This window comes from Acidimicrobiales bacterium, from assembly GCA_035512495.1.
Classification (GTDB): Bacteria; Actinomycetota; Acidimicrobiia; order Acidimicrobiales; family CADCSY01; genus DATKDW01.
This window is the reverse complement of sequence record DATKDW010000017.1, coordinates 24008-49025: the sequence shown is the minus strand read 5'-3', so window position 1 is coordinate 49025 and position 25018 is coordinate 24008. Positions and strand designations below refer to the sequence as shown.

General features: G+C 73.1%; 19 protein-coding genes. 12 read left to right on the top strand and 7 right to left on the bottom strand.

Annotated elements, in window-relative coordinates; all coding sequences use genetic code 11:
- Positions 1-8 precede the first annotated feature (8 nt).
- Entirely contained in the window at positions 9-2075 is a 2067-nt protein-coding gene (locus VMN58_01680) for a hypothetical protein (protein HUF31901.1), read from the bottom strand.
- Between the two features lie 47 nt (positions 2076-2122).
- Between VMN58_01680 and VMN58_01675 the strand changes: the two genes are divergently transcribed.
- A complete protein-coding gene (locus VMN58_01675) occupies positions 2123-3130 on the top strand; it encodes an FkbM family methyltransferase (protein ID HUF31900.1) in 1008 nt (335 codons plus the stop codon).
- Between the two features lie 19 nt (positions 3131-3149).
- Here VMN58_01675 and moeB read toward each other — a convergent pair whose 3' ends face one another.
- Positions 3150-4325: a molybdopterin-synthase adenylyltransferase MoeB gene (gene moeB, locus VMN58_01670; GenBank protein ID HUF31899.1), complete on the bottom strand. Its 1176-nt coding sequence runs from the start codon at positions 4323-4325 to the stop codon at positions 3150-3152.
- A 119-nt stretch (positions 4326-4444) separates the two neighbouring features.
- On the opposite strand from moeB, the gene VMN58_01665 reads away from it, so the two are divergent.
- Positions 4445-5506, top strand: coding sequence for an S-layer homology domain-containing protein (locus tag VMN58_01665; protein ID HUF31898.1), 1062 nt, complete (start codon positions 4445-4447; stop codon positions 5504-5506).
- 46 nt (positions 5507-5552) lie between these two features.
- Here the strand turns inward: VMN58_01665 and VMN58_01660 are convergent, their stop codons facing one another.
- The gene (locus tag VMN58_01660) at positions 5553-6368 is read right to left on the bottom strand and encodes a Sir2 family NAD-dependent protein deacetylase (protein ID HUF31897.1); all 816 of its coding nucleotides are present in this window, start codon (positions 6366-6368) and stop codon (positions 5553-5555) included.
- A 74-nt stretch (positions 6369-6442) separates the two neighbouring features.
- On the opposite strand from VMN58_01660, the gene VMN58_01655 reads away from it, so the two are divergent.
- The 8 genes from VMN58_01655 to VMN58_01620 all read left to right on the top strand — a co-directional run bounded on the left by VMN58_01655 (position 6443) and on the right by VMN58_01620 (position 16975).
- On the top strand, positions 6443-6829 hold the full coding sequence (locus VMN58_01655) for a hypothetical protein (GenBank protein HUF31896.1): 387 nt from the start codon (positions 6443-6445) through the stop codon (positions 6827-6829).
- Positions 6830-7004: 175 nt separating this feature from the next.
- On the top strand, positions 7005-7916 hold the full coding sequence (locus VMN58_01650; protein ID HUF31895.1) for a hypothetical protein: 912 nt from the start codon (positions 7005-7007) through the stop codon (positions 7914-7916).
- Positions 7917-8102: 186 nt separating this feature from the next.
- On the top strand, positions 8103-8990 hold the full coding sequence (locus VMN58_01645; GenBank protein HUF31894.1) for a type IV toxin-antitoxin system AbiEi family antitoxin domain-containing protein: 888 nt from the start codon (positions 8103-8105) through the stop codon (positions 8988-8990).
- Positions 8991-9116: 126 nt separating this feature from the next.
- On the top strand, positions 9117-9680 hold the full coding sequence (locus tag VMN58_01640; protein HUF31893.1) for a cob(I)yrinic acid a,c-diamide adenosyltransferase: 564 nt from the start codon (positions 9117-9119) through the stop codon (positions 9678-9680).
- On the top strand, positions 9680-11212 hold the full coding sequence (locus VMN58_01635) for a leucyl aminopeptidase (GenBank protein HUF31892.1): 1533 nt from the start codon (positions 9680-9682) through the stop codon (positions 11210-11212). Before VMN58_01640 ends, VMN58_01635 begins: the two co-directional genes overlap by 1 nt.
- 120 nt (positions 11213-11332) lie before the next feature.
- Positions 11333-12574: a hypothetical protein gene (locus VMN58_01630; protein HUF31891.1), complete on the top strand. Its 1242-nt coding sequence runs from the start codon at positions 11333-11335 to the stop codon at positions 12572-12574.
- A 43-nt stretch (positions 12575-12617) separates the two neighbouring features.
- Positions 12618-16115, top strand: a complete 3498-nt coding sequence (gene metH, locus VMN58_01625) for a methionine synthase (protein ID HUF31890.1) — start codon at positions 12618-12620, stop codon at positions 16113-16115.
- Between the two features lie 50 nt (positions 16116-16165).
- Positions 16166-16975, top strand: coding sequence for a hypothetical protein (locus VMN58_01620; protein ID HUF31889.1), 810 nt, complete (start codon positions 16166-16168; stop codon positions 16973-16975).
- Between the two features lie 95 nt (positions 16976-17070).
- Here the strand turns inward: VMN58_01620 and VMN58_01615 are convergent, their stop codons facing one another.
- The 4 genes from VMN58_01615 to VMN58_01600 all read right to left on the bottom strand — a co-directional run bounded on the left by VMN58_01615 (position 17071) and on the right by VMN58_01600 (position 22807).
- The gene (locus tag VMN58_01615) at positions 17071-18228 is read right to left on the bottom strand and encodes an osmoprotectant NAGGN system M42 family peptidase (GenBank protein HUF31888.1); all 1158 of its coding nucleotides are present in this window, start codon (positions 18226-18228) and stop codon (positions 17071-17073) included.
- Positions 18229-18257: 29 nt separating this feature from the next.
- On the bottom strand, positions 18258-20039 hold the full coding sequence (ngg, locus tag VMN58_01610; protein ID HUF31887.1) for an N-acetylglutaminylglutamine synthetase: 1782 nt from the start codon (positions 20037-20039) through the stop codon (positions 18258-18260).
- A 55-nt stretch (positions 20040-20094) separates the two neighbouring features.
- Positions 20095-21885: an N-acetylglutaminylglutamine amidotransferase gene (locus tag VMN58_01605; GenBank protein ID HUF31886.1), complete on the bottom strand. Its 1791-nt coding sequence runs from the start codon at positions 21883-21885 to the stop codon at positions 20095-20097.
- A gap of 70 nt (positions 21886-21955) precedes the next feature.
- Positions 21956-22807, bottom strand: a complete 852-nt coding sequence (locus tag VMN58_01600) for a hypothetical protein (GenBank protein HUF31885.1) — start codon at positions 22805-22807, stop codon at positions 21956-21958.
- A 102-nt stretch (positions 22808-22909) separates the two neighbouring features.
- Between VMN58_01600 and VMN58_01595 the strand changes: the two genes are divergently transcribed.
- Both VMN58_01595 and VMN58_01590 read left to right on the top strand, forming a co-directional pair.
- On the top strand, positions 22910-23428 hold the full coding sequence (locus VMN58_01595; protein ID HUF31884.1) for a SigE family RNA polymerase sigma factor: 519 nt from the start codon (positions 22910-22912) through the stop codon (positions 23426-23428).
- A complete protein-coding gene (locus VMN58_01590) occupies positions 23425-24921 on the top strand; it encodes a Gmad2 immunoglobulin-like domain-containing protein (protein HUF31883.1) in 1497 nt (498 codons plus the stop codon). The genes VMN58_01595 and VMN58_01590 overlap by 4 nt, the downstream gene beginning before the upstream one ends.
- The last annotated feature ends 97 nt before the right edge of the window (positions 24922-25018 follow it).

Here is a 25018-nt window from a genome sequence, read left to right as displayed (position 1 = left end):
GACGTCGCTCAGCGGGTCCGGCGCACCTCGGTCACCACCAGGTCGACCCGCAAGCGCCGCCACGACCGGTCGCCACGCGGGTGATCGGCGAGCACGGGCAGCTCGACCTCCACCACCCCGACCCGCCGCCCCACCGCCACGCCGCGCACGCGGCGACCGGCGCCGGGACGGATCACCGCGTGGGCGCCGGGGGCCACCACCTCCACCGCGAGCGCCCGCGCTTCACCCGCCTCCTCCAGCAGCTCGCCCACCCGGGCCACGTCGACGGGTCGGTCGCCGAACTGGAAGGCCGGTTGGCGGCCGTTGAGGATCCGCCGGTCGAACGACTCGATCATCGGCAGGGAGAAGACCCGGTGGGTGTTGAGGTGGAACCAGCCCTCGGGCAGGTCGGACTGCATCCCCACGAAGAGGAGCAGCTCGGGCTCGCCATCCGGGCCGGTCGTCAGCCGGTCGAGCTCGGCCATGTGGTCGTGGAACCCGGCGAAGTAGGTGTCCTGGCGCACCAGGGCGGTGCTGGCGGTCAGCTCGGCGAGCGCCACCACGACCACCACGACCACCACGGCTCCACCCACGACCCGCCCGCCCCGCCGCCCCTCGAGACGCCGGAGGCCGGCCCGGACCGCCCGCTCCCCGAGCGCCAGCCCCCACAGCGACAGGATGGCCACCACCGGGAACACCTCGCTGAAGAGGTAGCGCTCCCAGTACAGGTAGGTGAACGACTCGCGCATCTCGGGGATCCGGTAGGCGAAGAGCACGGCGAAGGCCCCGGCCACCAGCACCGCCGGCGCCAGCAGTGCCCGGGTGGGCGCGGGCTCGGTGGGCAGCGAGCGCAGCACGGCCACCGCCCCGGCGGCCGCCACCAGGCCCAGGGCGATCCCGTAGGTCCCCAGGCCGGCGCCCATGCCGGCCGGGCCCAGCACCACCACGGCGACGACACAGCCGGCCAGTGCGGCCGGCACCACCCCAACGCGCACCGCCGCCAGCACCGGCGACGACCGGGGCGGGCCCATGAGTCGGTTGAGCCCGTCGAGCGCCACCACGAGGGCGGCCGTAGCCACCAGGACCACCGCGAGGCCGACGACGAAGGCAGCGCCGCGGCCGACCTCCTCCACCACGTCGACCACCTCGCGCTGGAGGTAGCTGCGCAGGTTGTGCTCGACGAAGTACGGGTGCGAGAACCGGGTGTTGTAGGCGAACCCGACGTAGGTGGCGACCGTGGCCGCGGCCAGGAACGTCGCCAGCCGCCGGGCGTGGTCGCGAGGCACGAGCACGGCGGCCACCGCCACCCCCACGACGAGGACGGGCAGGAGGAGCAGGGCGTTGCCCCTGGTCACCATCTGCAACCCGACGAACCCCCCGGCCACGGCCGCCTCGGCGTGGTGACCGCGCTGGAGGGCCAGCAGCACGAACAGCAGGAGGGCGACGAGCAGGACGGCGTAGAGCGACTCCGACGTCGGCAGCAGCGAGAACCACACCGGCCCCACGTGCAGCGCCACGACCGCCGCCAGGGCGGTGCGCACCACCGGCCGGAAGCCCAGCTCGTAGGCGATGGTGACGAGGCCGGCGATCAGGAGCATCCCGAGGAAGGGGACGAGGTCGACCACGGCGGCCTGGCCGACCACCAGCTTCGACAGCGCCAGGGCGATGCTGAACAGCTGGAGGAACCACTGGATGAACGGACCGCCATCGGCGACGACGTTGCCCCGGTTCACGTACTCCCCGAAGTCCGCCGTCTGGGCCAGGAAGTACACCGGGTGCAGGCGCAGGGCCAGGGCGCCGATCAGCACCACGGCCATCGCCGCCCCCGGCCACGTCAGCCGGGGTCGCGGAAGCGGCCGGAGCTGGCCGCTGACGACGACCGCCACCCATCCGGCGACGGCGATCGCCGCCACCGGCAGCCCCACGCTGACCCGGCTGATGCCCACCGAGTGCGCGGTGGAGAGCGCCACCGCCAGGACCAGGCCGAGGCCGAGCAGCTGGCCCTGCACCAGCAGGCTCGACAACGACCGCGCGTGACCCCGGGCGAGGAGGATCGCCAACGGCACGCCGGGCACGGCGAGCAGCGCAGCGAACACACAGACGTGGAGCGCGGTGAGGATGGCGGTCTCCGGCGGATGAGGGGGTGGGCCATCATCCCACGGCGGTCGGTGGCGCCGAGGTCTGGCTCCTGGTCTACGGCGCCGTGCGGGCGGCGGGACGCCTACGCTCGCGCCCCGTGCCCACCGACGCCGACCGCCTCGCCGCCCTCCTGCGGACCTGGCTCGCCACCGAGCTGGTGGTGGTCGACGTCGGGGCCCGGTGGGGGGTGGGCGACCGGTGGGCGCCGTTCGGCGCCAACGTCTCGGTCATCGGCTTCGACCCCGACGAGGGCGAGTGCGCCCGCCTCAACGCCCTGGCTCGACCTCAGGTCGAGGGTGAGACCTCGGGCCCACGGGTCGTCTACGAGCCCGTCGCCCTGGGCCGGGAGGCCGACACCGCCACCCTCCACCTCACCGTCGAGCCGGCCTGCTCGTCGCTCTACCCGCCGGTGGAAGCCCTGGTCAGGCAGCGTCCCGAGCTGTCGGTGATCGCCCCCGCCGGCACCGCCGAGGTCGCCATGACCACCCTCGACCTGTGGTCGAGGGACGCTGGCGTCGACCGGGTCGACGTGATGAAGCTCGACACCCAGGGCTCCGAGCTCGGCGTGCTCGAGGGCGCCGAGGCCACCCTGGCGGGGGTGCGCCTCCTCGAGGTCGAGGTCGAGTTCAACGAGATCTACGAGGGCCAGCCCCTCTTCGGTGACGTCGACCGCTTCCTCCGCGCCCGCGGCTTCGTGCTGTGGCGGCTCCAGCAGCTCGTCCACTACGGGCTGCCCGACGCCGACGCCGCCGCCGTCGAGCTTCCCGACCGGCAGTTCTTCGATTCGGCGCCGGTGGAGGTGGCCGGCCACGGCGGACAGCTCTTCTGGGGCCACGCCTACTTCGTGGCGGCCGACCTGGCCTTCCCCGGGGCCACCACCCCCACCTGGGACCAGGCCGTGCGCGACGCCTGTGCCGCCACCGCCTTCGGCTTCACCGACCTGGCCCGCAGCGTGCTCGGGCGCGCCACCAACGCCCCCGCCGGTGCCCGGGAGGCCCTCGCAGGCTCCTAGCAGCCAGACGAACGAACCCCTACTCGACGGGGGGCTGGGTGGGGTGGGGCATGCAGAGCTCGTCGTACTCGGCGATGACGATCTCGCCGGCGTCGGGCCCGCACGCCGCGCAGGCGGGGTCGCGGTTGACCTTGAAGGTCCGGAACGACTCCTCCATGGCGTCGTAGGCCAGCAGCCGGCCGGCCAGGCTGTCGCCGAGGCCGAGGAGCAGCTTGATGGCCTCCATGGCCTGGATGGAGCCGATGATGCCGGGCAGCACGCCCAGCACGCCCGCCTCGGCGCAGCTCGGCGCCAGCTCGGCGGGGGGCGGCTCGGGGATCATGCAGCGGTAGCAGGGCCCCTCGTAGGGGTGGAACACCGTGGCCTGGCCCTCGAAGCGGAAGATCGAACCGTGCACGACGGGGATGCGCTTGAGCAGCGAGGCGTCGTTGACCAGGTAGCGGGTGGGGAAGTTGTCGGTGCCGTCGACGATGACGTCGTAGCCGTCGATGATGTCGAGGACGTTGTCGGCCCCGAGGCGGGTGTCGTAGGTGACGACGTCGACGTCGGGATTGAGCAGGGTGAGGGTCTTCTTGGCCGAGTCGACCTTGCGGTCGCCGATGCGGTCGACGTTGTGCAGGATCTGGCGCTGCAGGTTGGAGTCGTCGACGACGTCCATGTCGATGATGCCGATGGTGCCCACGCCGGCCGCCGCCAGGTAGAGCGCCGCGGGTGAGCCGAGGCCGCCGGCGCCGAGGAGCAGCGCCGAGGAGTCCAGCAGGCGCTGCTGGCCGGCGGGGCCGACCTCGGGCAGCAGCAGGTGGCGCTGGTAGCGGTTGCGCTGCTCGGCCGAGAGCGTGCGCGGGGCCTTCCAGTCGCGGCCCTCGTCCTTCCAGCGGTTGAAGCCGCCGGCCATGGAGACGACATCGGTGTAGCCGAGCTCGGCGAGGGTCTTGGCGGCGAAGGCGGAGCGGGCGCCGCCGGCGCAGTGGACCACGACCTTGGCGTCGCGGTCGGCGATGCGGTCCTCCACCTGGGCCTCGAGGTTGCCACGGGCGATGTGGACGGCGCCGGGGATGGCGCCCTGCTCGTACTCGTCGGGCTCCCGGACGTCGAGGACGACCGCTCCATCGGCGATGGCGGCCGCCGCCCCCTCGGTGTCGACCTCGGTGATCTCGGTCTTGGTCTTGGCGAGAAGGTCCCTGAAGCTGGCCATGGCACAAATCCTACCCAGTAGGTCGGGATTTGCTCAAGCCCGGACCCTCAGGCCCAGAAACCACCGAGAGCGGGCGTCTCACCACTCAAGGAGGTGGCCGAATCCGACGATGAGACTGTATGAGGATCTTGGCCCGCAGCCCCCGCAACGTGCTCGCACGGCGGCTGCTCGTCCTCGTCGCCACCCTCGCCATCGCCACCACCGGCCTGCTGGGGGCGGACACGACCGTGGCCGAGGCCCAGAGCTCCACCGCCTCCGAGATGGAGCACGAGTTCTTCACCCTCCTCAACGACGAGCGCACCGCCAGGGGCCTGGCGGCCCTCGACGCCGATTCCGGGATGGCCGGGATCGCACACGACTGGTCGGGCGTGATGTCGACCACCCACCTCCACCACCGCCCCGACCTCCTCGAGCAGGTCGAGGCCCGCGTCACCACGGAGTGGACCCGCATCGGCGAGAACGTGGGTCGCGGCGGGTCGGTGGCCACCCTCCACCAAGCCTTCATGGACTCGCCCACCCACTACGACAACGTCGTCGGGCGCTACAACCGCCTCGGCGTCGGCGTGGTCCTGAGCGGCTCGACCATCTGGGTCACCTTCAACTTCCTCGAGGGCCCGGCCCTGGCCGAGACTGCCGCCGTCAGCCCCACCCACCCGACCTTCACCGACGTGGCCCAGGACGCCTACTTCTACGGCGCGGTCGACTGGGCGTGGAAGGTCTCGATCACCACCGGCACCACCGACACCACCTTCAGCCCCAACGGGGGCGTCACCCGGGCCCAGGCCGTGACCTTCCTCTGGCGGGCCGCCGGCAGCCCGACGTCGGGCACGCACGGCTTCACCGACGTGGTCCCCGGCTCCTACTACGACCAGGCCGTGGCCTGGGCATCGACGGCCGGCATCACCACCGGCACCTCGCCGACCACCTTCGGGCCCCACCTGACGGTGAGCAGGGCCCAGATGGTGACCTTCCAGTGGCGGGCGGCAGGCCAGCCGGCCTCCGGCTCGCACCCCTTCACCGACGTCGAGGCGGGCTCCTACTACGAGCCGGCGGTGGCGTGGGCGGCGGAGCAGGGCATCACCACCGGCGCCACGCCCACCCAGTTCAACCCCATGAGCGGCGTCACCCGCGGCCAGTCGGTCACCTTCCTGTGGCGGGCGGCCGGCACCCCCACCGTCTGAGCGAGCCCTGATCCGGACCTGAGGGCCCTGAGCGACGGCGGCTCTCCTAGACGCCCACCAGCGTCGGGAGCACCCGGCCGATCTGGCCCCGCAGCACCTCGGCGGCGATGGGGTCGTAGGGCGTCGGCTGGGCGTTGACGATCACCACCGGCGCCCCGTGGTGGTGGGCCACCGACACCACCTGGGCGATGGGGTACACCGAGAGGGTGGACCCGACGGCGAGGAACAGGTCGCAGTCGGCCGCCGCCTCGTCGGCCCGCTCGAGGTCGACCGGGTCGAGCTGCTGGCCGTACGAGACCGTCGCCGACTTGAGGATGCCCCCGCAGGCCTCGCCGTCGGACCCGACCGGTGCCCGGCAGGCCGGGTCGTCCTCACCGAGGCGGACCCGGTCGAGGGCCTCGGCCATGGGGCCGCCCGCGTCGCAGGAGAGGCACACCCACCGACGCATGGTGCCGTGGGCCTCGATGACCAGGTCCGGGTCGTTGCCGGCGGCATGGTGCAGCCCGTCGACGTTCTGGGTGATGAGGGCGCGCAGCGTGCCCCGCCGCTCGAGCGCAACCAGGGCCAGGTGGCCGGCGTTGGGCTCCGCCGACCACGCCGTCGAGTCGAGGCGGCTCCGCCACGCCAGCCGCCGCACCTCGGGGTCGCGGACGTAGTAGGCGATGTTCGAGGTCGCCTCGGCCTTGGGGTTGCGGGTCCAGAGCCCCTTCGGACCCCGGAAGTCGGGGATCCCCGAGTCGGTGGAGATGCCGGCGCCGGTGAGCACCGTGATGCTCTCGGCGCCGTCCACCAGCGCCCGCGCCCGGGCCAGCGCCGCCTCGTCCACGCCGTGGTCGTCCGGCTCCGTCGCCTCACCGTCCATCCGTCGAGCATCGCAGAGGCGCCCCGCGCCCGCTCGTCGCGTTTGCGGAGCCTGTGGGCGGGTAGCGCGGAGCCATGAGAAACCTGCTGAGAACCCTGCTGACGCTCATGCTGGCCCTGGGCCTCCTTGCCGGCTGCGGCGACGACGGCGACGGCGACGCCGACGTGACCACAGACGACCTCGAGGACGTCGGCGACGACCTGCGGGACGTGGCCAACGACGCGTGGGCCAGCCTGCGGACCAACGCCGAGCGCCTGATCGACAAGGCGGCGACTGGCGACGACGAGGCCCGGGACGAGCTGCTCGCCCAGTGCCGCGACTCCCTCCAGGAGCTCCGCAAGGCCGAGGACCCCGGTGCCGATCGGCTCCAGAGCCTCTGCGACGAGATCCGCGACGCCGATGACGACACCGCCTGGGACGAGGTGCGCCGCGAGATCGAGGAGATGGGCGACGGCAGCTGACCCTCCGCCGTCGGGCGAGCAGGGGGTCGGGCGAGCAGGGGGTCGGGCAAGCAGGGGGTCGACGGACCCCTTGACGGCGACGGCGACCGGTGGCATGGTCAGCACTAGAAGAACATGAAATGACATGAACGCCGCTTCCCCGCCGCCTCGCCCCCACCGCCGTTGGAGGAACCCCATGCGTGCCGCCCTGCCCGAGCCGACCACCGACCACCTCCGCATCGTGGCCTGGTCCGATCCCGTGATCGATGCCGTCGGGCACGATCCGCGGTCGGCCTACGTCGAGACCTTCTGGCTGGGCGTCCTCGGCCCCAGCACCACCTGGTTGATCCGTCGCCTGGCCGCCGGCCTCGACGAGGCACCGGAGGGCTTCGACCTGCCCCTCGGCGACACCGCCCGCTCGCTCGGCCTCGGCGGCGAGGGGCGGCACTCCCCGTTCGTGCGGGCCCTCGGGCGCTGTGTGCAGTTCGACCTGGCTCATCCCGACGGCGACGACATGCTGGCGGTGCGCCGGCGGCTGCCGCCGCTCACCCGGCGCCAGCTGGTCCGCCTGCCCGAGTCGGTCCAGCTCGCCCACCAGCGCCACGTCGAGGCCGACCTGGCCACGCCCCCGCTCGAGAAGATGCGCCGGCGCTCCCGCCGCCTCGCCCTCTCCCTCCTCGAGCTGGGCGAGACCCTGGAGGAGACCGAGCGCCAGCTGCTGCGCTGGCGCTTCCACCCCTCGCTCTGCCACGAGTCCGCCCGCTGGGCGTGGGACCGCCACTGCGACGCCCGCGCCGCCGCCAGCGCCAAGGCGAGCAAGGCGAGCAAGGCCGGCGCCGAGGCGAGCACAGCGAGCACCGCGAGCACCGCGAGCACCGCGAGCACAGCGAGCACCGAGGCGAGCCAGGCGAGCACCGAGGCGAGCACAGCGAGCAGGGCGAGCGCAGCGAGCGAGGCCAGCCCCGCGGCGAGCACGGCGCGCGTCCCGGCTTCGGCCGCGACCGCGACCGCGAGCGTGCCCGACGACAGCCTCACCGTCCGGGCGCTTCCCACCTCGCCGGCGGACGCCGACCAACCGGTCAGGCCCGACGGTCCGGCTGCCGCCTGATCGCACCCTGCGCCCGGCGCCTCCCCCTCGGCACCGGGCGCAGGGTCGCCTCTCCCCAGCCCCAGCGCCACCACACCAGTTCTCATGGCGCTTCCTCACGGTCCAGCGCCATCGCGCCGCCCCAAAGCGGAAGGAACCGCCACGAGAGTGGGTGCACGGGCGATCATCGACGATGGGCTGCGTCGGGTGGCCCGGCGCCAGCACGGCTGCGTCACCCTGGCGCAGGCGCGAGCCGCCGGCGCCAGCCCAGCGGCCCTCAGCCGACGGGTGCGATCGGGCCGGCTCGAGCGACGGCACGCCGGCGTCTACCAGCTCCCCGACCTCGCCGACGAGCTCACCGCGGCCACGGCCATCCTGCTGGCCTGCCCAGCCGCCGTCCTGTCGCATCGGGGTGCGGCCCGCGTCCTCGAGCTGGACGGGGTCGACGGGTCCCACGCCGAGGTGACGGTCCCACCCTCCACCCACCTGCGCGCTGATGGGGTCCACCGCAGCGCCGACCTCGCGTCGCACGAGGTCATCGTCGTCGGCGGGCTGCGGACGACCGACGCCACGCGAACCCTCTGCGACCTGGGCGCGGTGTGCTCCCTCGACGTGGTGGAACAGGCGCTCGAGTCGGCGTTGCGCCGACGGCTCACCTCCCTCCCCCGACTGCGATGGCGCATCGAGGCCCTCGCCCGCAGCGGCCGGAGCGGCCCGCCGCAGCTCCGACTCGTCCTCGATCGGCGTCCTCCGGGTCCACCGACGGAGAGCATGCTCGAGACGCTCTTCGTGCAATGCGTCCGCGCCGGGGGCCTGCCGGATCCCATCCGTCAGCACCAGGTTCGTGACGCCGGCGGTCGCTTCATCGCCCGGGCCGATCTCGCGTACCCGTCGCACCGCGTGCTCATCGAGCTCGACAGCTGGGAGCACCACCACGACCGCCGCGCCTTCCAGCACGACCGGGGCCGCCAGAACGCCCTGGTGACGCTGGGCTGGACCGTCCTCCGCTTCACCTGGGAGGACGTGACCTGCCACCCCGCCGACACCGCAGGGGTGGTGCGCGCCGCCATCGCTGCCCGCCCACCGGTCTCATGACGGTTTCTGTCGCTTGAAGGCCCTCCGAGGTGCCGAAGCGGAAGAAACCGGCATCAGACAGCGCCCCCCGCCCGTCCCACACCGCTTCGGGGACCCGGAGGTGGCGGCCTCGGTAGTGTCGGCGGGGTGAGCTTCTACACGCGGAAGGGCGACGACGGCACGACCGGGCTGTTCTTCGGCGGTCGTGTGCGCAAGGACAGCGCCGCCCCCGAGGCGTTCGGCACCGTCGACGAGGCCCAGGCCGCCATCGGGCTGGCCCGAGCCGAGGCCGAGACCGGCTCCGAGCTCGACGAGCTGTGCCTCCACGTCGAGCGCGACCTCTACGTGCTCATGGCCGAGCTGGCCACCGCGGTCGAGAACCGCCGCAAGCTGGCCCCCGGCCAGACGCTGGTGACGCCGGAGATGGTGCTCGCCGTCGAGGCCCGCACCGACGACCTCGCCACCCGCTTCGAGATGCCGACCGACTTCGTCCTGCCCGGTGGCAACCGCACCTCGGCCCTGCTCGAGGTGGCGCGCACCGTCGTGCGCCGGGCCGAGCGGGCGGCGGTGCCGGCGGCGGCCGATGGGTCGTCGGTGGTGCCCTACCTGAACCGCCTCTCCTCGCTGCTGTGGGCCATGGCCCGGTGGCAGGAGGGCGGCGCCGTGCTGAGCAAGGACCAGACCAACCTGACCAACTCCCGGGAGAGCTGATGCCGATCACGATCACCGCCGCCAACGCCGTCCCCGACGACGCCGAGGTCGTCGGCGTCCCCGTCGCCGAGGGCAGCAACGGGCCCGAGGTGGTGGGCGGCGGGGCGGCCGCCGCCGGGGTCGACGTCGACGCTCTCATCGCCCGCCTCGTCGCCGAGTCGTTCGACCCGAAGGTCGGCGCCACCGCCCTCGTGGCCGGCCTGGGCGACGACGACGCCCCGAGCGTGATCGCCGTCGGGATGGGCGACACCTCCGCGCTCACCCTCGACGTCCTCCGCCGTGCCTCCGCCGCGGTCGTGCGCGCCGCATGGAAGCGCACCTCGGTGGCCACCCTCGTCCTCGACGCGGCACCGGCCGAGCTGCACCGGGGCTCGGCCGCCCAGGCCGTCGCCGAGGGCGCGGCGCTGGCCGCCTATCGCTTCACCCGCTTCAAGTCCGACCCCGACGCCTGCACGATCGAGGCCGTGACCGTGGTGGGCAAGGGCGGCAAGCCGGTGGCCGCCGGCGTCGAGCGCGGCGCCACCATCGCCGGCGGCGTGGCGCTCGCCCGCGACCTCGTCAACACCCCGCCCGGCCACCTCTCCCCCGTCGCCTTCGCCGACATCGCTGTCGAGACGGCCGGCGCCGCGGGCATCGAGGTCGAGGTGATCGACGAGAAGCAGGCGGCGAAGATGGGCCTCGGCGGCATCGCCGGCGTCGGTCAGGGCTCGGACAACCCGCCCCGCCTGGTGAAGCTGACCTACACCCCCGAGGGCAAGGCCCGCGGCCACGTGGCCCTGGTGGGCAAGGGCATCACCTTCGACTCCGGCGGGCTGTCGCTCAAGACGGGCGAGGGGATGATGACCATGAAGACCGACATGAGTGGCGCCGCCGCCGTGCTCGCCACCATGTCGATCCTGCCCGCCCTCGCCCCCAAGGTCGCGGTCACCGCCTTCCTGTGCCTGGCCGAGAACATGCCGAGCGGCAGCGCCATCCGCCCCGGCGACGTCCTCAAGATCCGCAACGGCACCACCGTGGAGGTGCTCAACACCGACGCCGAGGGGCGACTGGTGCTGGCCGACGGCCTCTCCCTGGCCGCCGAGGAGGGCGTCGACGCCATCGTCGACCTCGCCACCCTCACCGGGGCGTGCCTGGTGGCCCTGGGCCCGACCATCGCCGGCCTCATGGGCAACCACGACGGCTGGGTCGACGCCGTCGGCGAGGCGGCCGGGCGGGCCGGGGAGACGGTGTGGCACCTGCCGCTGCCCGGCGACTACCGCAAGATGCTCGACTCCGACATCGCCGACCTCAAGAACATCGGCGGCAAGCACGCCGGTGCCCTCCCCGCCGGGCTGTTCCTGCAGGAGTTCGTCGGCGACGTGCCGTGGGTCCACCTCGACATCGCCGGGCCGGCGTCAGTCGAGGAGGACCAGCCCCACGTGCCCAAGGGCGGCACCGGCTTCGGTGTGCGGACCCTCATCGAGGCCCTCGCCGGCTTCGCCAAGCCGAAGGGCCGGGGCCAGACCGCCCGCCAGGAGCCCACCCGGGCCTGAGCCCGGCCCACACCGCGCTCTCGTGGCGGTTCCTTCCGCTCCGGCGGGCGCGGACCGTCAGCAGCGGCAGCAAGCGTCACGAGAACGGACTCGCACCGGGGGTGCGTAGCCTCGGCCGCAGTGCCGACGACCCGCCCGCCCGCCGACCGGGACCCCGCGCTCGACCGGCGCCGGAGCCCGATGGCGGTGCTTGCGCTGGTCGCCCTCGTGGCGATCGCCGCCATGGTCACCCTCGGCGATGACGAAGGGAACGAGGACGACGACGACCCCGAGCAACGGGTACCTCCGGTGACCACCACCACCGAGGCACCCGAGGTCGAGGTGGTCGCCCTGCGGGAGGCACCGTGGCCGGCGGGCGAGGCCGGCCTCGTCGTGGCCCTGGTCGTCGCCGGCGGTGACCTGTGGGTGGTGGACGTCGACGCCGGCCGCGTCACGTCGCGGTTGCTGCCCGACCTGGCGGGTGGCACGACGCTGCCCCGCCTCGGCGCCGTCACCGGCGGCCACCTCGTGGCCTCGTGGTCGGGCCGGGTCCACGCCGTGCCCCTCGCCGGCGGCCCGACGGTCGACCTCGGCCCGGTGGCCTCCGACGTCCCCCAGCCCGCCGTCTTCGCCTCTGCCCGGGACGGCGCGGTGTGGGTGGTAACCGACGTCGACGACGACCACGGAGCCGGCCCGGCCACCGGCAGGGAGGTGGCGCTCGAGGAGCGTGGCGTCGACGGCTCCGTCCTCACCCGAACGACCGGCACCTTTCCGCGCGAGGCGCCGCCCTTCGCCGACAGCGGCGACGACGAGCACCGGCTGGTGACGACCGTCGACGCCGGCGACGACGGCCTCACCTACGTGCTGGTCGACCCCGACACCCACGGCCAGGTGCCGGTGGCCACCGTCGCCCGCCCGGCCATGGTCCTGGCGGCCGGCGGCGGGACCCTCGCCGTGGTCCAGCTCGACGAGTGCAGCCCCAGCTGCGAGGTGGTGCTGGTCGACCTGGCCAACCGCGTCGAGCGGCGGGTGCCCGCACCCGACGGCGCCGGGGCCCGGCTGGCGCCGGGCTCGGTGGCGCCCGGTGGTCGCTGGATGGTCCACGTGGCGTCGTCGACCGACGGCGCCGACCCCCGCCCCCGCTACGTCGTCACCGACCTCGCCACCGCCCGCAGCCGGGTGACCGAGGTGACGGTCGGGCCGGAGGTGGCCTGGTCGGCCGATGGGAGCCACTTCGTCGCCTCACCCACACCGCGGGGCGGGCGGGGGACCGACTCACGCCTGTTCGCCTACGACGTGCACGCCGGCGAGGTGATGGAGCTGCCCGTCCGGGTGCAGATCCCCGTCGCCGCCCCGTGGTACCTGGCGGGCGCCCGGCCGTGAATCGATGGCGGGGCCGACCAGGGCCCTCGGTAGCCTTGGCGCGGTGGACTTCCTCGATGCGGCACGCGAGCGGGTCGTCATCTTCGACGGCGCCTTCGGCACCTGGGTGCAGGACCGCGACCTCACCGCCGACGACTTCGGCGGCCCGGCCTTCGAGGGCTGCAACGAGATCCTCGTCGACACCCGCCCCGACGTCATCCGCACCATGCACGACGAGTTCCTCGCGGTCGGCGTCGACGCCATCGAGACGGCGAGCTTCGGGTCCTTCGCCGTGCCGCTGGCGGAGTACGGCATCGCCAACCGGGCCCACGAGCTGTCGCTGAAGTCGGCGCAGATCGCCCGGGAGGCGGCCGATACGGCGTCGACCCCCGACCGGCCCCGCTGGGTGGCGGGCTCCATCGGTCCCGGCACCAAGATGCCCACCCTCGGCCACATCCGGTTCGCCGAGCTGCGCGACCGCTACGAGGAGATGGCCCACGGCCTGCTCGAGGGCGGGGTCGACCTGTTCCTCGTCGAGACGCAGTTCGACCTGCTCGGCGTCAAGGCGGCGATGATCGGCTGCCGCCGGGCCATGGCCACGCTGCAGCGCCAGGTACCCATCCAGGTGCAGGTCACCATCGAGCTCACCGGCCGCATGCTCCCCGGCACCGAGATCGGCGCCGCCCTGCTGGCCCTCGATGCCATGCGCCCCGACGTCATCGGCCTCAACTGCGCCACCGGCCCCACGGAGATGCACGAGCACCTCCGCCACCTCAGCGCGCACGCCCGCATGCCGATCTCGGCGCTGCCCAACGCCGGCCTGCCCGAGGTCGTCGACGGGGCGGTCCACTACGACCTCACCCCCGAGGGCCTGGCCGACCACCTCGAGCACTTCGTCTCGGACCTCGGCGTGAGCGTGATCGGCGGCTGCTGCGGCACCACGCCGGCGCACCTCGCCGCCGTGGTCGAGCGCTGCGCCGGCCTCACCCCCGCCGCCCGCGAGCCCCGCCACGAACCGGGGGCAACGTCGCTGTACACCGCGGTCCCCTTCCGCCAGGACGCCAGCTTCCTGGTGGTGGGCGAGCGCACCAACGCCAACGGCTCGAAGATGTTCCGCGAAGCCATGCTCGCCGGCGACTGGGACACCACCGTGGCCATGGCCAAGGAGCAGGTGCGCGAGGGCGCCCACGTGCTCGACGTGTGCGTCGACTACACCGGCGCCGACGGCTCCGCCGACATGGAGGAGGTGGCGTCGCGCTTCGCCACCCAGGCCAGCCTGCCCCTGATGCTCGACTCCACCGAGCCCGAGGTCATCGAGGTCGGCCTGCAGTGGCTGGGCGGCAAGGCCATCCTCAACTCGGTCAACCTCGAGGACGGCGACGCGCCCGGCACCCGCTTCGACCGCTTCCTCACCCTGGCGCGCGAGTACGGCGCCGCCGTGGTGGCCACCTGCATCGACACCGAGGGCCAGGCCCGCACCGCCGAGTGGAAGCTGCGGGCGGCAAAGGCCATCCACGACCTCGCGGTGGAGCGCTACGGCCTCGAGCCGAGCGACCTGATCTTCGACCCGCTGGCCCTGCCGCTGTCGACCGGCATGGACGAGAGCCGCCGCGACGGCATCGAGACCATCGAGGGCATCCGCCGCATCAAGGCCGAGCTGCCCGGGGTGTCCACCATCCTCGGACTCTCCAACGTCAGCTTCGGGCTCACCCCCGCCGCACGCCACGTCCTCAACTCGGTCTTCCTCCACGAGTGCGTCCAGGCCGGCCTCGACGCCGCCATCGTCCACGCCGCCCGCATCCTCCCCATGGCCAAGATCGACGAGCGGGCCAAGGAGATCTGCCTCGACCTCATCTACGACCGTCGGCGCCCCGCCTCCGTGGCGAACGGAGAAGACGCCTACGACCCCCTCCAGGAGCTGCTCGCCCTGTTCGAGGGCGTGACCGCCGCCGAGCTGCGCGGCAGCGGCGAGGACAAGACCGGCTGGTCGATCGAGCGGCGACTGGAGTCGCGCATCATCGACGGCGACCGCGACGGGCTGGAGGCCGAGCTCGACGAGGCCCTCACCGGTGGGCTCACCGCCCTGACCATCGTCAACGACGTGCTGCTGGCGGGCATGAAGGTGGTGGGCGACCGCTTCGGCGCCGGCGAGATGCAGCTGCCGTTCGTGCTCCAGTCGGCCGAGACCATGAAGGCCGCCGTCGCCCACCTCGAGCCCCACATGGAGAAGGCCGACCAGGGCGGCAAGGGCACGATCGTGCTGGCCACGGTGAAGGGCGACGTCCACGACATCGGCAAGAACCTGGTCGACATCATCCTCACCAACAACGGCTACGACGTGCACAACCTCGGCATCAAGATCCCCATCGCCGAGATGATCACCAAGGCCGCCGAGGTCAAGGCCGACGCCATCGGGATGAGCGGCCTGCTCGTGAAGTCGACGCTGGTCATGCGCGAGAACCTCGAGGAGCTCAACACCCGGGGCATGGCCGAGATCCCCGTGCTGCTCGGCGGGGCGGCGCTCACCCGCACCTACGTCGAGCGCGACCTGCGCGAGGTCTACGACGGCCGCCTGTTCTACGGCAAGGACGCCTTCGAGGGCCTGCGCACCCTCGACCAGCTGCGCGACATGACCCGCAGCGGCACCGACGACCCCGCCTTCGGCCGCGAGCCCGGTGGGCGCAACCTGCCCCCGCGGCGCAGCCAACGGGTCATCCCCGACGTCGAGGTCCCCGAGCGCTCGCCCGAGGTCGCCGTCGACAACGAGGTGTTCAAGCCGCCGTTCCTGGGCTCCCGCGTCGTCAAGGGCATCGCCATCGACGAGATCGCCGACTACATCAACGAGACGGCGCTGTTCCGCAACCAGTGGATGTTCCGGCCCCAGAAGGGCGAGGACGACGCCGCCTTCAAGGACCGCGTCCGGCCGATCCTGCGCGAGAAGCTGGCCGAGGCCAAGGCGTCGGGCGTGCTCGTGCCCCAGGTGGTCTACGGCTGGTTCGCCGCCAACGCCGATGGCGACGACCTGGTGCTCTACACCGACGACACCCGCACCGAGGAGCAGACACGCTTCTCGTTCCCCCGCCAGCGCGAGGACCCGTTCCTCTGCATCGCCGACTTCTTCCGGCCGGTGTCGTCCGGCGAGGCCGACTACGCGGCGTTCCACATCGTGACCATGGGCGCCGCGGTCTCCGAGGCCACCGCCGAGCTGTTCGCCACCGACGCCTACACCGAGTACCTGCTGCTCCATGGCATCGGGGTCGAGATGGCCGAGGCCCTCGCCGAGCTGTGGCACCGCCGCATCCGCGAGGAGTGGGGCTTCGCAGACGAGGACGGGCCCAGCCTCCAGGGTCTGTTCCGCCAGCAGTACCGCGGCGGGCGCTACTCGTGGGGCTACCCGGCGTGTCCCGACCTCGAGGACAACGTCAAGGTCGCCGAGCTCCTCGGCGCCGACCGCATCGGCCTCGAGGTGAGCGAGGAGACGGGCTACCAGTTCCACCCCGAGCAGACCACCTCGGCCATCATCTGCCACCACCCGAGGGCCAAGTACTTCGTAGCACGGTAAGGGGCTCACGGGTCCTGTCACCGAGCGGGGCGCCGGTTACGGTCTGGCCGATGAGAGGTCGAGCGCTGGTGGTCGTGCTCCTCGCCGTCCTGTCGGCGTGCTCGCCAGGTGGCGACGACGAACAGCTCGCCGACCCGCGGGACGCCCTCACCCCGACCTACGAACCGGCCGGCTCAGAAGGGCAGTCGACGCCGGACGACGATCCCGATGGGTCGGGGTCCGGGAACGACGGGCCGTCCGAGGACCCGAGTGCTCCCGACGCCGGTTCGACGGCGCCTCCGCCCGGCGACGACGGCGAGGACCCGAGCGAGCTCCTGCCCGGGGACCCAGGTGATGACACCGCGGCGCGGGCGGAGCGGCCGGCGACCACGTCGTCGATGACCGACCCGGTGCGCGACCCGACCCCGGCGGTGACCACCGCCCCGCGGCCGGCGTGGGCCGACCTGGCCGGCGGCACCCTCACCATCGCCGGCGACGCCGTCGACCTGCGCATCCGCCTGGCCGCCGAGGTGCCCGCCACCGCACCCGACGACGAGCACACCATGAACGTGGCCAGCTTCTTCGACGTCGACGGCGACGGCCGGATCGACTACGAGATCTGGCTCAACCTGGGCGACGGCGGGTGGGGGCCGGGGTACTTCGGTCCCACCGGCGCCCGCTTCGGCGACGACGACGGGGTCGACATCACCCACGTCGGCGCCGAGCTCGTGGTGCGCTTCCCCCGCGATCACCTCGGCGGCGCCCGCCAGCTCCGCTGGTCGCTGGCATCGGAGTGGGGCCGCTACGAGGCCATGGGCACCGACGCCATGGCCAGGGACCAAGCCCCCGACGACGGCCAACCGGTGACCCACCCGTCCTGATCTCGGACGCTCGGTCTCGTGGCGGTTCCTTCCGCTCCTGGGCCGCGTGGGCTCCCGAACCGAAAGAAACCGCCATGAGAAGCCCACACCCGCCCTCAGACCGGGGGCTGCTCCTCGGCGGGCTGGACGCTGGTGCTGGGGAAGTCCTCGAGGATGCCGGTGCGACTGGCGTCCCAGGCCTCGAAGGTGAGGTCGGTCTGGAGGTAGACGGCGACGAGCTCGGCCATGCGGCGGATGCCGTCGAGGTGGGTGCGCTCCCAGCCGTGGCTGGCGTCGATGCCGAAGCCGATGAGGACGGCGCGGGTCTCGGCGCCGGCCTCCAGGGCCGAGGCGGCGTCGGAGCGGTAATGGCCATAGACGTCGCGGCGGTGGTCGATCTCGTGCTCCCGGCACAGGTGGAGCAGGCGCCGGGCCAGGTGGTAGTCGAACGGCCCGGTGGAGTCGCCCATGGAGATGTTGACCGTGTGCTCGGTGGAGGTCTGCCCGGGGGCCACCACGGCGGTGTCGATGGAGAGCATCTCGGCCATGTCGGCGTCGAGGCCCGAGCTGGCGCCGAGGCCGACCTCCTCGGCGATGGTCACCACCAGGTGGGCGTTGACCGGCGGGCGGATGCCGTGGTCGATGAGCGCCTTGAACGCGCCGAGGGCGCCGGCGATGCCCGCCTTGTCGTCGAGGTGGCGGGAGCGGACGTAGCCCGAGGGCGTGATCGAGGGGTGAGCCTCGAAGGCCACGAAGTCGCCGACGTGGATGCCGAGGGCGGCGACGTCGGCGGCGGTCGACACCTGCTCGTCGATGCGGACCTCGACGTGGTCCCACCCGACGGGCTGGGTGTCGACCTCGTCGCCGTAGCGGTGGCCGCTGGCCTTGAGCGGCAGGATCGTGCCGCTGTAGGTGGTCTCGAGGTCGTCGACGAAGATCGTGACCCGTGCCCCCTCGGCGAAGCGGGAGCTGTGGGTGCCGATCGGCACCACCTCGAGGCGGCCGTTCTCCTTGAGGCGGCACACCATGCACCCGATCGTGTCGGCGTGGACGACGACGGCCCGGTCGGCGGTGGCCGCCCCCGCCTCGCCCGCCAGCTCGGCTTGGAGGACTCCCCGCCGGGTGAGCACGAAGGGCATGCCCAGGCGCTTGATCTCGTCGCCGATGAACTGCATCACGGCGTCGGTGCGCCCGCTGGGGGAGGGCGTCCGCAGGAGGTGGACCATGATCTCCTGCACGTAGTCCATGTCGATCGGGAGCAGCTTGGGGGGCATCACGCCCGATGGTAGGCGGCGGCCGGGCGTCAACCGGCGTGGTGGCGCTGCTGGCCGGCGACGGTGCGACCGTGGTTGGACGGGTCCCACCCCCGCGGCAGGGCACGGGTGGAGGGGAAGAGCAGGTCGACGAAGCGCTCGGCGGTGGGCTGGGGCTCGTGGTTGGCGAGGCCGGGTCGCTCGTTGGCCTCGATGATCACGTACTCGGGCTGGTCGACGGCGGTCACCAGCAGGTCGAGGCCGGTCACCGGCAGGTCGAGCACCCGGCTGGCGGTGACCGCGGCCTCGGCCAGCGCGGGGTGGAGGTCGGCGGTGACGTCGTGGATGGTCCCGCCGGTGTGGAGGTTGGCGGTGCGGCGCACCTCGAGGGGCATCGACTCGGGCAGCACGTGGTCGAGCGACCAGCCGGCCGCCACAACGGTCTCGACCGTGCTGTCGTCGAGAGGGATGGTCGACTCGCCCCCCGTGGCAGAGGCCCGCCGCCGGCTCTGCGCCTTGATGAGCTCTTCGACGGTGTGACGACCGTCGCCGATGACGGTGGCCGGGCGCCGGACGGAGGCGGCGACCACCTCGTGGCCGATGACCACCACCCGCACGTCCTCTCCGTGGTGGCGACGCTCGATGAGCACCTCGGGGCAGTGCGACCGGGCCGCCACCACGGCGCGCTCGAGGTGGTCGGGGTCGGTCACGCCCACCGTGATGCCCCGGCCCTGTTCGCCGCGGGCCGGCTTGACCACGACCTCGCCCACCTTGTCGAGGAAGGCGGCGTCGTCCTCGGGCGTGGAGGCCGACACGCCTTCGGGGATCGACAGGCCGGCGCGGTCGAGCATCCGCCGGGTGACCCGCTTGTCGTCGCACCAGCTCACCGCCACGCCCGACGTCAGCTCGGACAGCGACTCGCGCGTCACCACCTCGCGCCCGCCGTAGCTGAGGCGCAGGAACCCGCCCTCGGCGTCGATCACGTCGACGAAGATCCCCCGGCGCCGGGCCTCGTCGGCGATGATGCGGGCGTAGGGGTTGAGCGCCTCGATGTCGCCGGGGACGGGCCCCACGAAGAGCGGCTCGTTGATCGGGTTCTTCCGCTTGACCACGAAGACCGGCACCCGCTCGAAGCCCAGCTTCTCGTAGAGGCGAATGGCGGGAAGGTTGTCGTGCATCACCGAGAGGTCGCAGAAGCGCCGGCCCCTCGACTGGAGCTCGACGAGCAGCTCCCGGGTCAGGGCCTCGCCCACGCCCGCCCGGAGGCACTGGGGGTCGACGGCGAGGCACCAGAGGCTGGTGCCGTGCTCGGGGTCGCCGAAGACCTCGTGGTGGTCGATGCCGGTGACGGTGCCGATCACCTCGCCGGTGAGGGTGTCCTCCGCCACCAGGTAGTGGAACGCCGGCGAGGTGTGGTTGGCCTCCATCACGCCGGGCGGGGCGGTGACCATGCCCGCCGCGGTGTAGATGCGGTTGATTGCCTCGGCGTCGTCGTGACCCTCGAAGAGGCGCACCCGCACCCCCGGGGCGTCACACCGCTCGACCTCGTCGGCCACGATGTCGAGCCGACGGCGGTAGGTGTGGGAGGGGTCGACGAAGAGCTGGCCGGGGTCGCGGCTGACCAGCACGTGGGGCTCGGGGTGGTACAGGCAGATGTCGCGCTGGCCGAGCTCCTCGCTGCGCAGCACCGCCGCCAGCGCGTCGCCGTCGTCGAAGGTCTGGCCGAAGACCAGACGGCCCCAGCCGCACTCGAGCGCGACGTCGTGAGCCGTCACCGCCTCGCCGCCGGGGTGGTCGTCGCTGTCGGCGTCCGAGACCGTGGGAGGTGTCATCGGTGATGCGTCCTGGGTCGGCGGCGTGTGGGAGCGGTGCTACCCGCGGGAGTGGCTACTTGATGCCGTGGGACTGGAACCAGAGCTCGAGGAGGGCGAGCTGCCACAGCTTGTTCCCCCGCAGCGGCGTCAGCTCGTCGTTCGGGTTGCGGAGGAGGGCGTCGACCGCGTCGGCCTGGAACAGCCCGCGGTCCTGGGCGGCCGGCGCGCGCAGGGCCTCGGTCACCAGCTCGAGGTACGGGCCCTCGAGGTGGGTGAGGGCCGGCACGGGGAAGTAGCCCTTGGGCCGGTCGATCACCTCGTGGGGGATGACGCGGCGGGCCGCCTCCTTGAGCACGCCCTTGCCCTCGTGGGCCAGCTTGAGGCCGGGCGGGCAGGCGGCGGCCAGCTCGACGAGCTCGTGGTCGAGGAAGGGCACCCGGGCCTCGAGCCCCCACGCCATGGTCATGTTGTCGACCCGCTTCACGGGGTCGTCGACCAGCATGATCTGGGTGTCGAGCCGGAGGGCGGCGTCGACGGCGGTGTCGGCATCGCCCTTGCCCAGGTGCTGGGCGAGGAAGGCCCGGCTGGCGTCGAGCTCGACCTGCCACTCGGGCGCCACCAGCTCGGCCATGGCCTCGTGGGGCCGGTCGACGAAGGCCCGGGCGTAGGTGTCGATGGTCGCCTCGAGGTCGCCGTCGGCCACCTCGGTCATGGGCGGGTACCAGTGGTAGCCGGCGAAGACCTCGTCGGCGCCCTGTCCGGACTGCACGACCTTGACGTGCTTGGCCACCTCCTGCGACAGGAGGTAGAACGCCACCGCGTCGTGGCTCACCATGGGCTCGCTCATCGCCGCGATGGCGCCGTCGAGGGCGGGCAGCATGCGGTCGGTGATGCGGAGCTGGTGGTGGTCGGTCTCGAAGCGCTGGGCCACCACGTCGGAGTAGACGAACTCGTCGCCCGAGCGCCCGCCGACCGCCTCGAAGCCGATGCTGAAGGTGTTGAGGCCGTGCTGGCCCTCCTCGGCCAGGAGACCGACGATGAGGCTCGAGTCGAGCCCCCCGGAGAGCAGGACGCCGACGGGGACGTCGGACACCAGCCGGCGCTGCACCGCCAGGCGCAGGGCGTCGAGGATCGCGTCCTCCCAGTCGCGCTCGCTCATGCCGGCGTGCTCGGAGCGGCGGCGGTGCGACGGCTCCCAGTAGGTGGTCGCGTGCTGTCGGCCGTCGGGCTCGATGGCGAGGATCGTGGCCGGCGGCACCTTGCGGACGCCCTCGATGATCGTGTGAGGCGCGGGCACCACCGCGTGGAAGCTCAGGTAGTGGTGCAGCGCCACCTTGTCGACGGTGGTGTCGACGCCGCCGCCCTCCACCAGCGCCGGCAGGGTGGAGGCGAAGCGCAGCGACCGGCCGACCTCGGCGGTGTAGAGCGGCTTGATGCCGAGGCGGTCGCGGCCGAGGAGCACCCGGCCGCTGTCGCGCTCGACGATGCAGAAGGCGAACATGCCGTGGAGGTGGTCGACGAAGCGGTCGCCCCAGTGGTGGTAGGCCTTGAGGAGCACCTCGGTGTCGCCGGTGGAGAAGAACCGGTAGCCCGCCTGGCGGAGCTCGTCGCGCAGCTTCGGGTAGTTGTAGATGCAGCCGTTGAAGGCGATGGTGAGCCCGAGCTCGGCGTCGACCATCGGCTGGGCGGCGTGGTCGGTGAGGTCGATCACCTTGAGGCGCCGGTGCCCGATGGCGATCGGGCCCTGCTGCCAGAGGCCCACGCCGTCGGGGCCCCGGTCGGTCATGGTGCCCGCCATGCGGGCAACCACCGCCGCGTCGGCGGGCTGGTGGTCGAGTCGGAGCTCTCCGGCGAAGCCACACATGTCGCCGTCGAGGCTATCGGCTCGGGCCCGGCGAACCGTCCGGGCGCCACGGGTGCGCCGGGCGCCAGGGTCAGGGCGAGAGGAGGATCCGGGCCACCAGGTCGGTCCCGAACGCGGTGAGGATGGCCAGGTAGAGCAGGCCGGTGGCGGCCATCACCGCCGAGTAGTAGCGCTCCCGCAGCGCCGCCCTGGTGGCGACGCACAGGACGATCGTGGCGACGGCGCACGCCACCCAGAACCACCCGAGCAGGCCGTTGTAGCCGTCGGCGATGGTGCCGTTCAGGACCGACAGCATCCCGGTGGGCAGCAGGAGGGCGATCACCTCGAGCGGCCAGATGACGGTGAGCCACCGCACCTGCTCGAGCAGCGGGGTCCGGCTCATCCCCGGCTGCACGAGGTACCAGTGCCCGAGGAGCATGGCATCGGTGACGGCGCCGAGGAACAGGGCGCCCACGAAGGTGCGCAGCAGGGCCAGGGCCGGGTCACCGGCGTCGACGGCCGCCGCGGCGAGGCCGACGACGCCGATGGCGGGCGCCACCAGGTCGAGCCACGGCGGGAACTCCGCCGCCTCCGGGTCGCGCGTGGTCGCGGCCCGGTCGATGCCGGTCATGGCCGCCACCCGGGCCTCACGGCGCTCCGTGTGCTCGTGCTGGCCGGCCACCCCGGCCCGGCGGCGGACCACCGAGACGACTAGGGCCACGCCGGCGGCAACCGCCACCCCGACGGCGGCGGCGTCGCGCAGGGCGAGGGGGTGGAAGGCGGTCCCGGCGGCCACCGCGCCCAGCGCCAGCACCAGGAACGTCGCCCGCATCAGCCAGCCGTAGCCGAGGCCCACCTCCCGGTGCCGGGTCGTGACCCAGAGGAAGAACAGCCCGCCGACCGACCACTGGAGCAGCACGGTGGCGGCGTCGAGGCGGATCACGCGACGACGGTACCGGCGCGCTCCGACGGCCGCGAAGTCGCCGGGGCGGGCGTGTCAACCGGATCCGGGGTCACGGCGTCTGTAGGGGTGATGATGGACGCGATGGCACTACGAGGGGTGAGCGAGGAGACCTCGGCCGCCTCGGCCGTGGCCGCCCTCCACGAGGCCCACTACCGCGACCTGGTCCGCCTGGCCGCCCTCCTGCTCGACGACGTGGGCGCCAGCGAGGAGGTCGTCCAGGACGCCTTCGTCTCGCTCCAGGTCGGCTGGGGCCGCCTGCGCCGGGTCGAGGCCGCCGACGCCTGGTTGCGCACCGCCGTGCTCAACGGGGCCCGGTCGCGGATGCGCCGCCGCCAGTCCGCCGCCCGCCACCCTGCCCCCGCGCCCGGCACCGCTCCCTCGGCCGAGGCCGGCGCCATGGAGGCCCGCGAGCACGACCGGGTGCTCGCCGCGCTGGCGCTGCTCCCCGAGCGCCAGCGCGAGGCGCTGGTGCTGCGCTTCTACCTCGACCTCTCCGAAGCCGAGATGGCCGACGCCATGGTCGTCAGCCGCGGCTCGATCAAGACCCACGTGCACCGCGGCCTCGCCGCACTCGAGACCATGCTGGAGGACCAGCGATGAGCACCGACGACCGCCTCCGACGCGCTCTGCGCGCCCGAGCCGACCGGGTCGAGCCCGGCCACGACAGCTGGGCGGCGATCCAGTCCGGCGTGGCCGCCGCACAGCGACGCCGCCGGTTCCGCACCGCCGGGTGGGCTGGCCTCGCCGTCGCCGCGATGGCCGCCGTCGCCTTCGTGGCCGTGCCGATGATCGGCGACGACCCGACCTCGGTCGAGACCGGCCCGGTGGCCACCTCGCCCACGTCCGGGGTGGAGGTCCCGCCGCCCGCGACCGGCGAGCCCACTGGCGAGCGCTTCGACGGCATCTGGCCCTTCACCACCCGCGAGGCGGCGGCGAGGTACGAGCCGGGCGTCGGCCCCGGAGACGGCTTCCACGGCAGCGCGGAGGTCGACTACACCGACCCCGAGGCCACCGCCGTCGACTTCGCCCGCACCTACCTCGGCTTCCCCGACCCGGTGGTGGAGGAGGGCTTCGAAGGACCCTGGTCCGTCCCGGTGGGCGAGCGCGAGACGTCTGAGGCCGGCGGGGTGGTCCTCCGCTCCCAGCCCGACTCGCCCTTGAAGACCACCGTGGGGATGCGGCGTCTCGACCAGGGCGGGTGGTTCGTGACCGGCGCTCGCGCCGCCAGCATCCCCGAGGTGCGCGTCACGACCACGGTGTTCTTCACCGCCGGGGACCGAGCGGCCGTCGACCGAGAGGTGACTGCGACCGGCACGTCGACCGCCTTCGAGGGCACCATCCAGCTGGAGGTCCGTCAGCACGGCATGGGGGCCGGCGAGTCGCTCGGCGCCACCTTCACCACCGGCGGCTCCATGGGCGAGCTCGGGCCATTCGAGGCCACGTTCACCATCGAGCGGCCCACCGCGCCGGGCGGTGCACTTGTGGTCTTCACCGACTCCGCCAAGGACGGCACCGTCCAGGAGGCCACGGTTGTTCGCATGACCTTCGACGACGGCGAGGTCGCTGGTGTCGACGATGACGATGTGCCCGGCTCGGACCCGTCGGCGACCACCGTGCCTGCCAACGAGGCGTCCTGCCCGGCCTCCGATGCCGCCGTGACGAGCGACCAGATGGTGGTCGAGGTGTTCTTCACCTGCGAGGAGCCGGGCGAGGTGGCCGTCACCCTGCGGGCGGTGCCGGCGTCACCCGGCGTCCTACGCGCCTCGCTCGATGCGCTGCTGGCCGGCCCCACCGCCGACGAGCGCGCCGACGGCTTCAGCTCCTGGTTCTCCGAGGAGACGGCGGGCGCCCTGCTCGGTGTCACCGTGGCCGACGGCCGGGCGGTGGTCGACCTCGACCCGTCGCTGCCCGACCTCATCCCCAACGCCAGCACCAGCGCCGGCAGCGCCGCCCTGCTGGCCGAGCTCAACGCCACGGTGTTCCAGTTCGGTACCGTCGACGAGGTCGAGTACCGCCTCGGCGGCAGCTGCGACGCCTTCTTCGAGTGGCTCCAGTCCAGCTGCACGATCATCACCCGCGCCGACGCCGCCTGACCGGAGCCCCCCCTCCCCACCCCACCCCGTTCTGGCACCAGAACCGCGCCGTCAGGCAGCGCGGTTCTGGTGCCAGAAGCCCTGGGGGGGGACCGCA

Coding starts and splice junctions, on each gene's coding strand:
- moeB (HUF31899.1), bottom strand. CDS start 4,325: ATGGCCAGCTTCAGGGACCTTCTCGCCAAGACCAAGACCGAGATCACC.
- VMN58_01665 (HUF31898.1), top strand. CDS start 4,445: ATGAGGATCTTGGCCCGCAGCCCCCGCAACGTGCTCGCACGGCGGCTG.
- VMN58_01660 (HUF31897.1), bottom strand. CDS start 6,368: ATGGACGGTGAGGCGACGGAGCCGGACGACCACGGCGTGGACGAGGCG.
- VMN58_01655 (HUF31896.1), top strand. CDS start 6,443: ATGAGAAACCTGCTGAGAACCCTGCTGACGCTCATGCTGGCCCTGGGC.
- VMN58_01650 (HUF31895.1), top strand. CDS start 7,005: ATGCGTGCCGCCCTGCCCGAGCCGACCACCGACCACCTCCGCATCGTG.
- VMN58_01635 (HUF31892.1), top strand. CDS start 9,680: ATGCCGATCACGATCACCGCCGCCAACGCCGTCCCCGACGACGCCGAG.
- VMN58_01620 (HUF31889.1), top strand. CDS start 16,166: ATGAGAGGTCGAGCGCTGGTGGTCGTGCTCCTCGCCGTCCTGTCGGCG.
- VMN58_01615 (HUF31888.1), bottom strand. CDS start 18,228: ATGCCCCCCAAGCTGCTCCCGATCGACATGGACTACGTGCAGGAGATC.
- ngg (HUF31887.1), bottom strand. CDS start 20,039: ATGACACCTCCCACGGTCTCGGACGCCGACAGCGACGACCACCCCGGC.
- VMN58_01605 (HUF31886.1), bottom strand. CDS start 21,885: ATGTGTGGCTTCGCCGGAGAGCTCCGACTCGACCACCAGCCCGCCGAC.
- VMN58_01595 (HUF31884.1), top strand. CDS start 22,910: ATGGCACTACGAGGGGTGAGCGAGGAGACCTCGGCCGCCTCGGCCGTG.
- VMN58_01590 (HUF31883.1), top strand. CDS start 23,425: ATGAGCACCGACGACCGCCTCCGACGCGCTCTGCGCGCCCGAGCCGAC.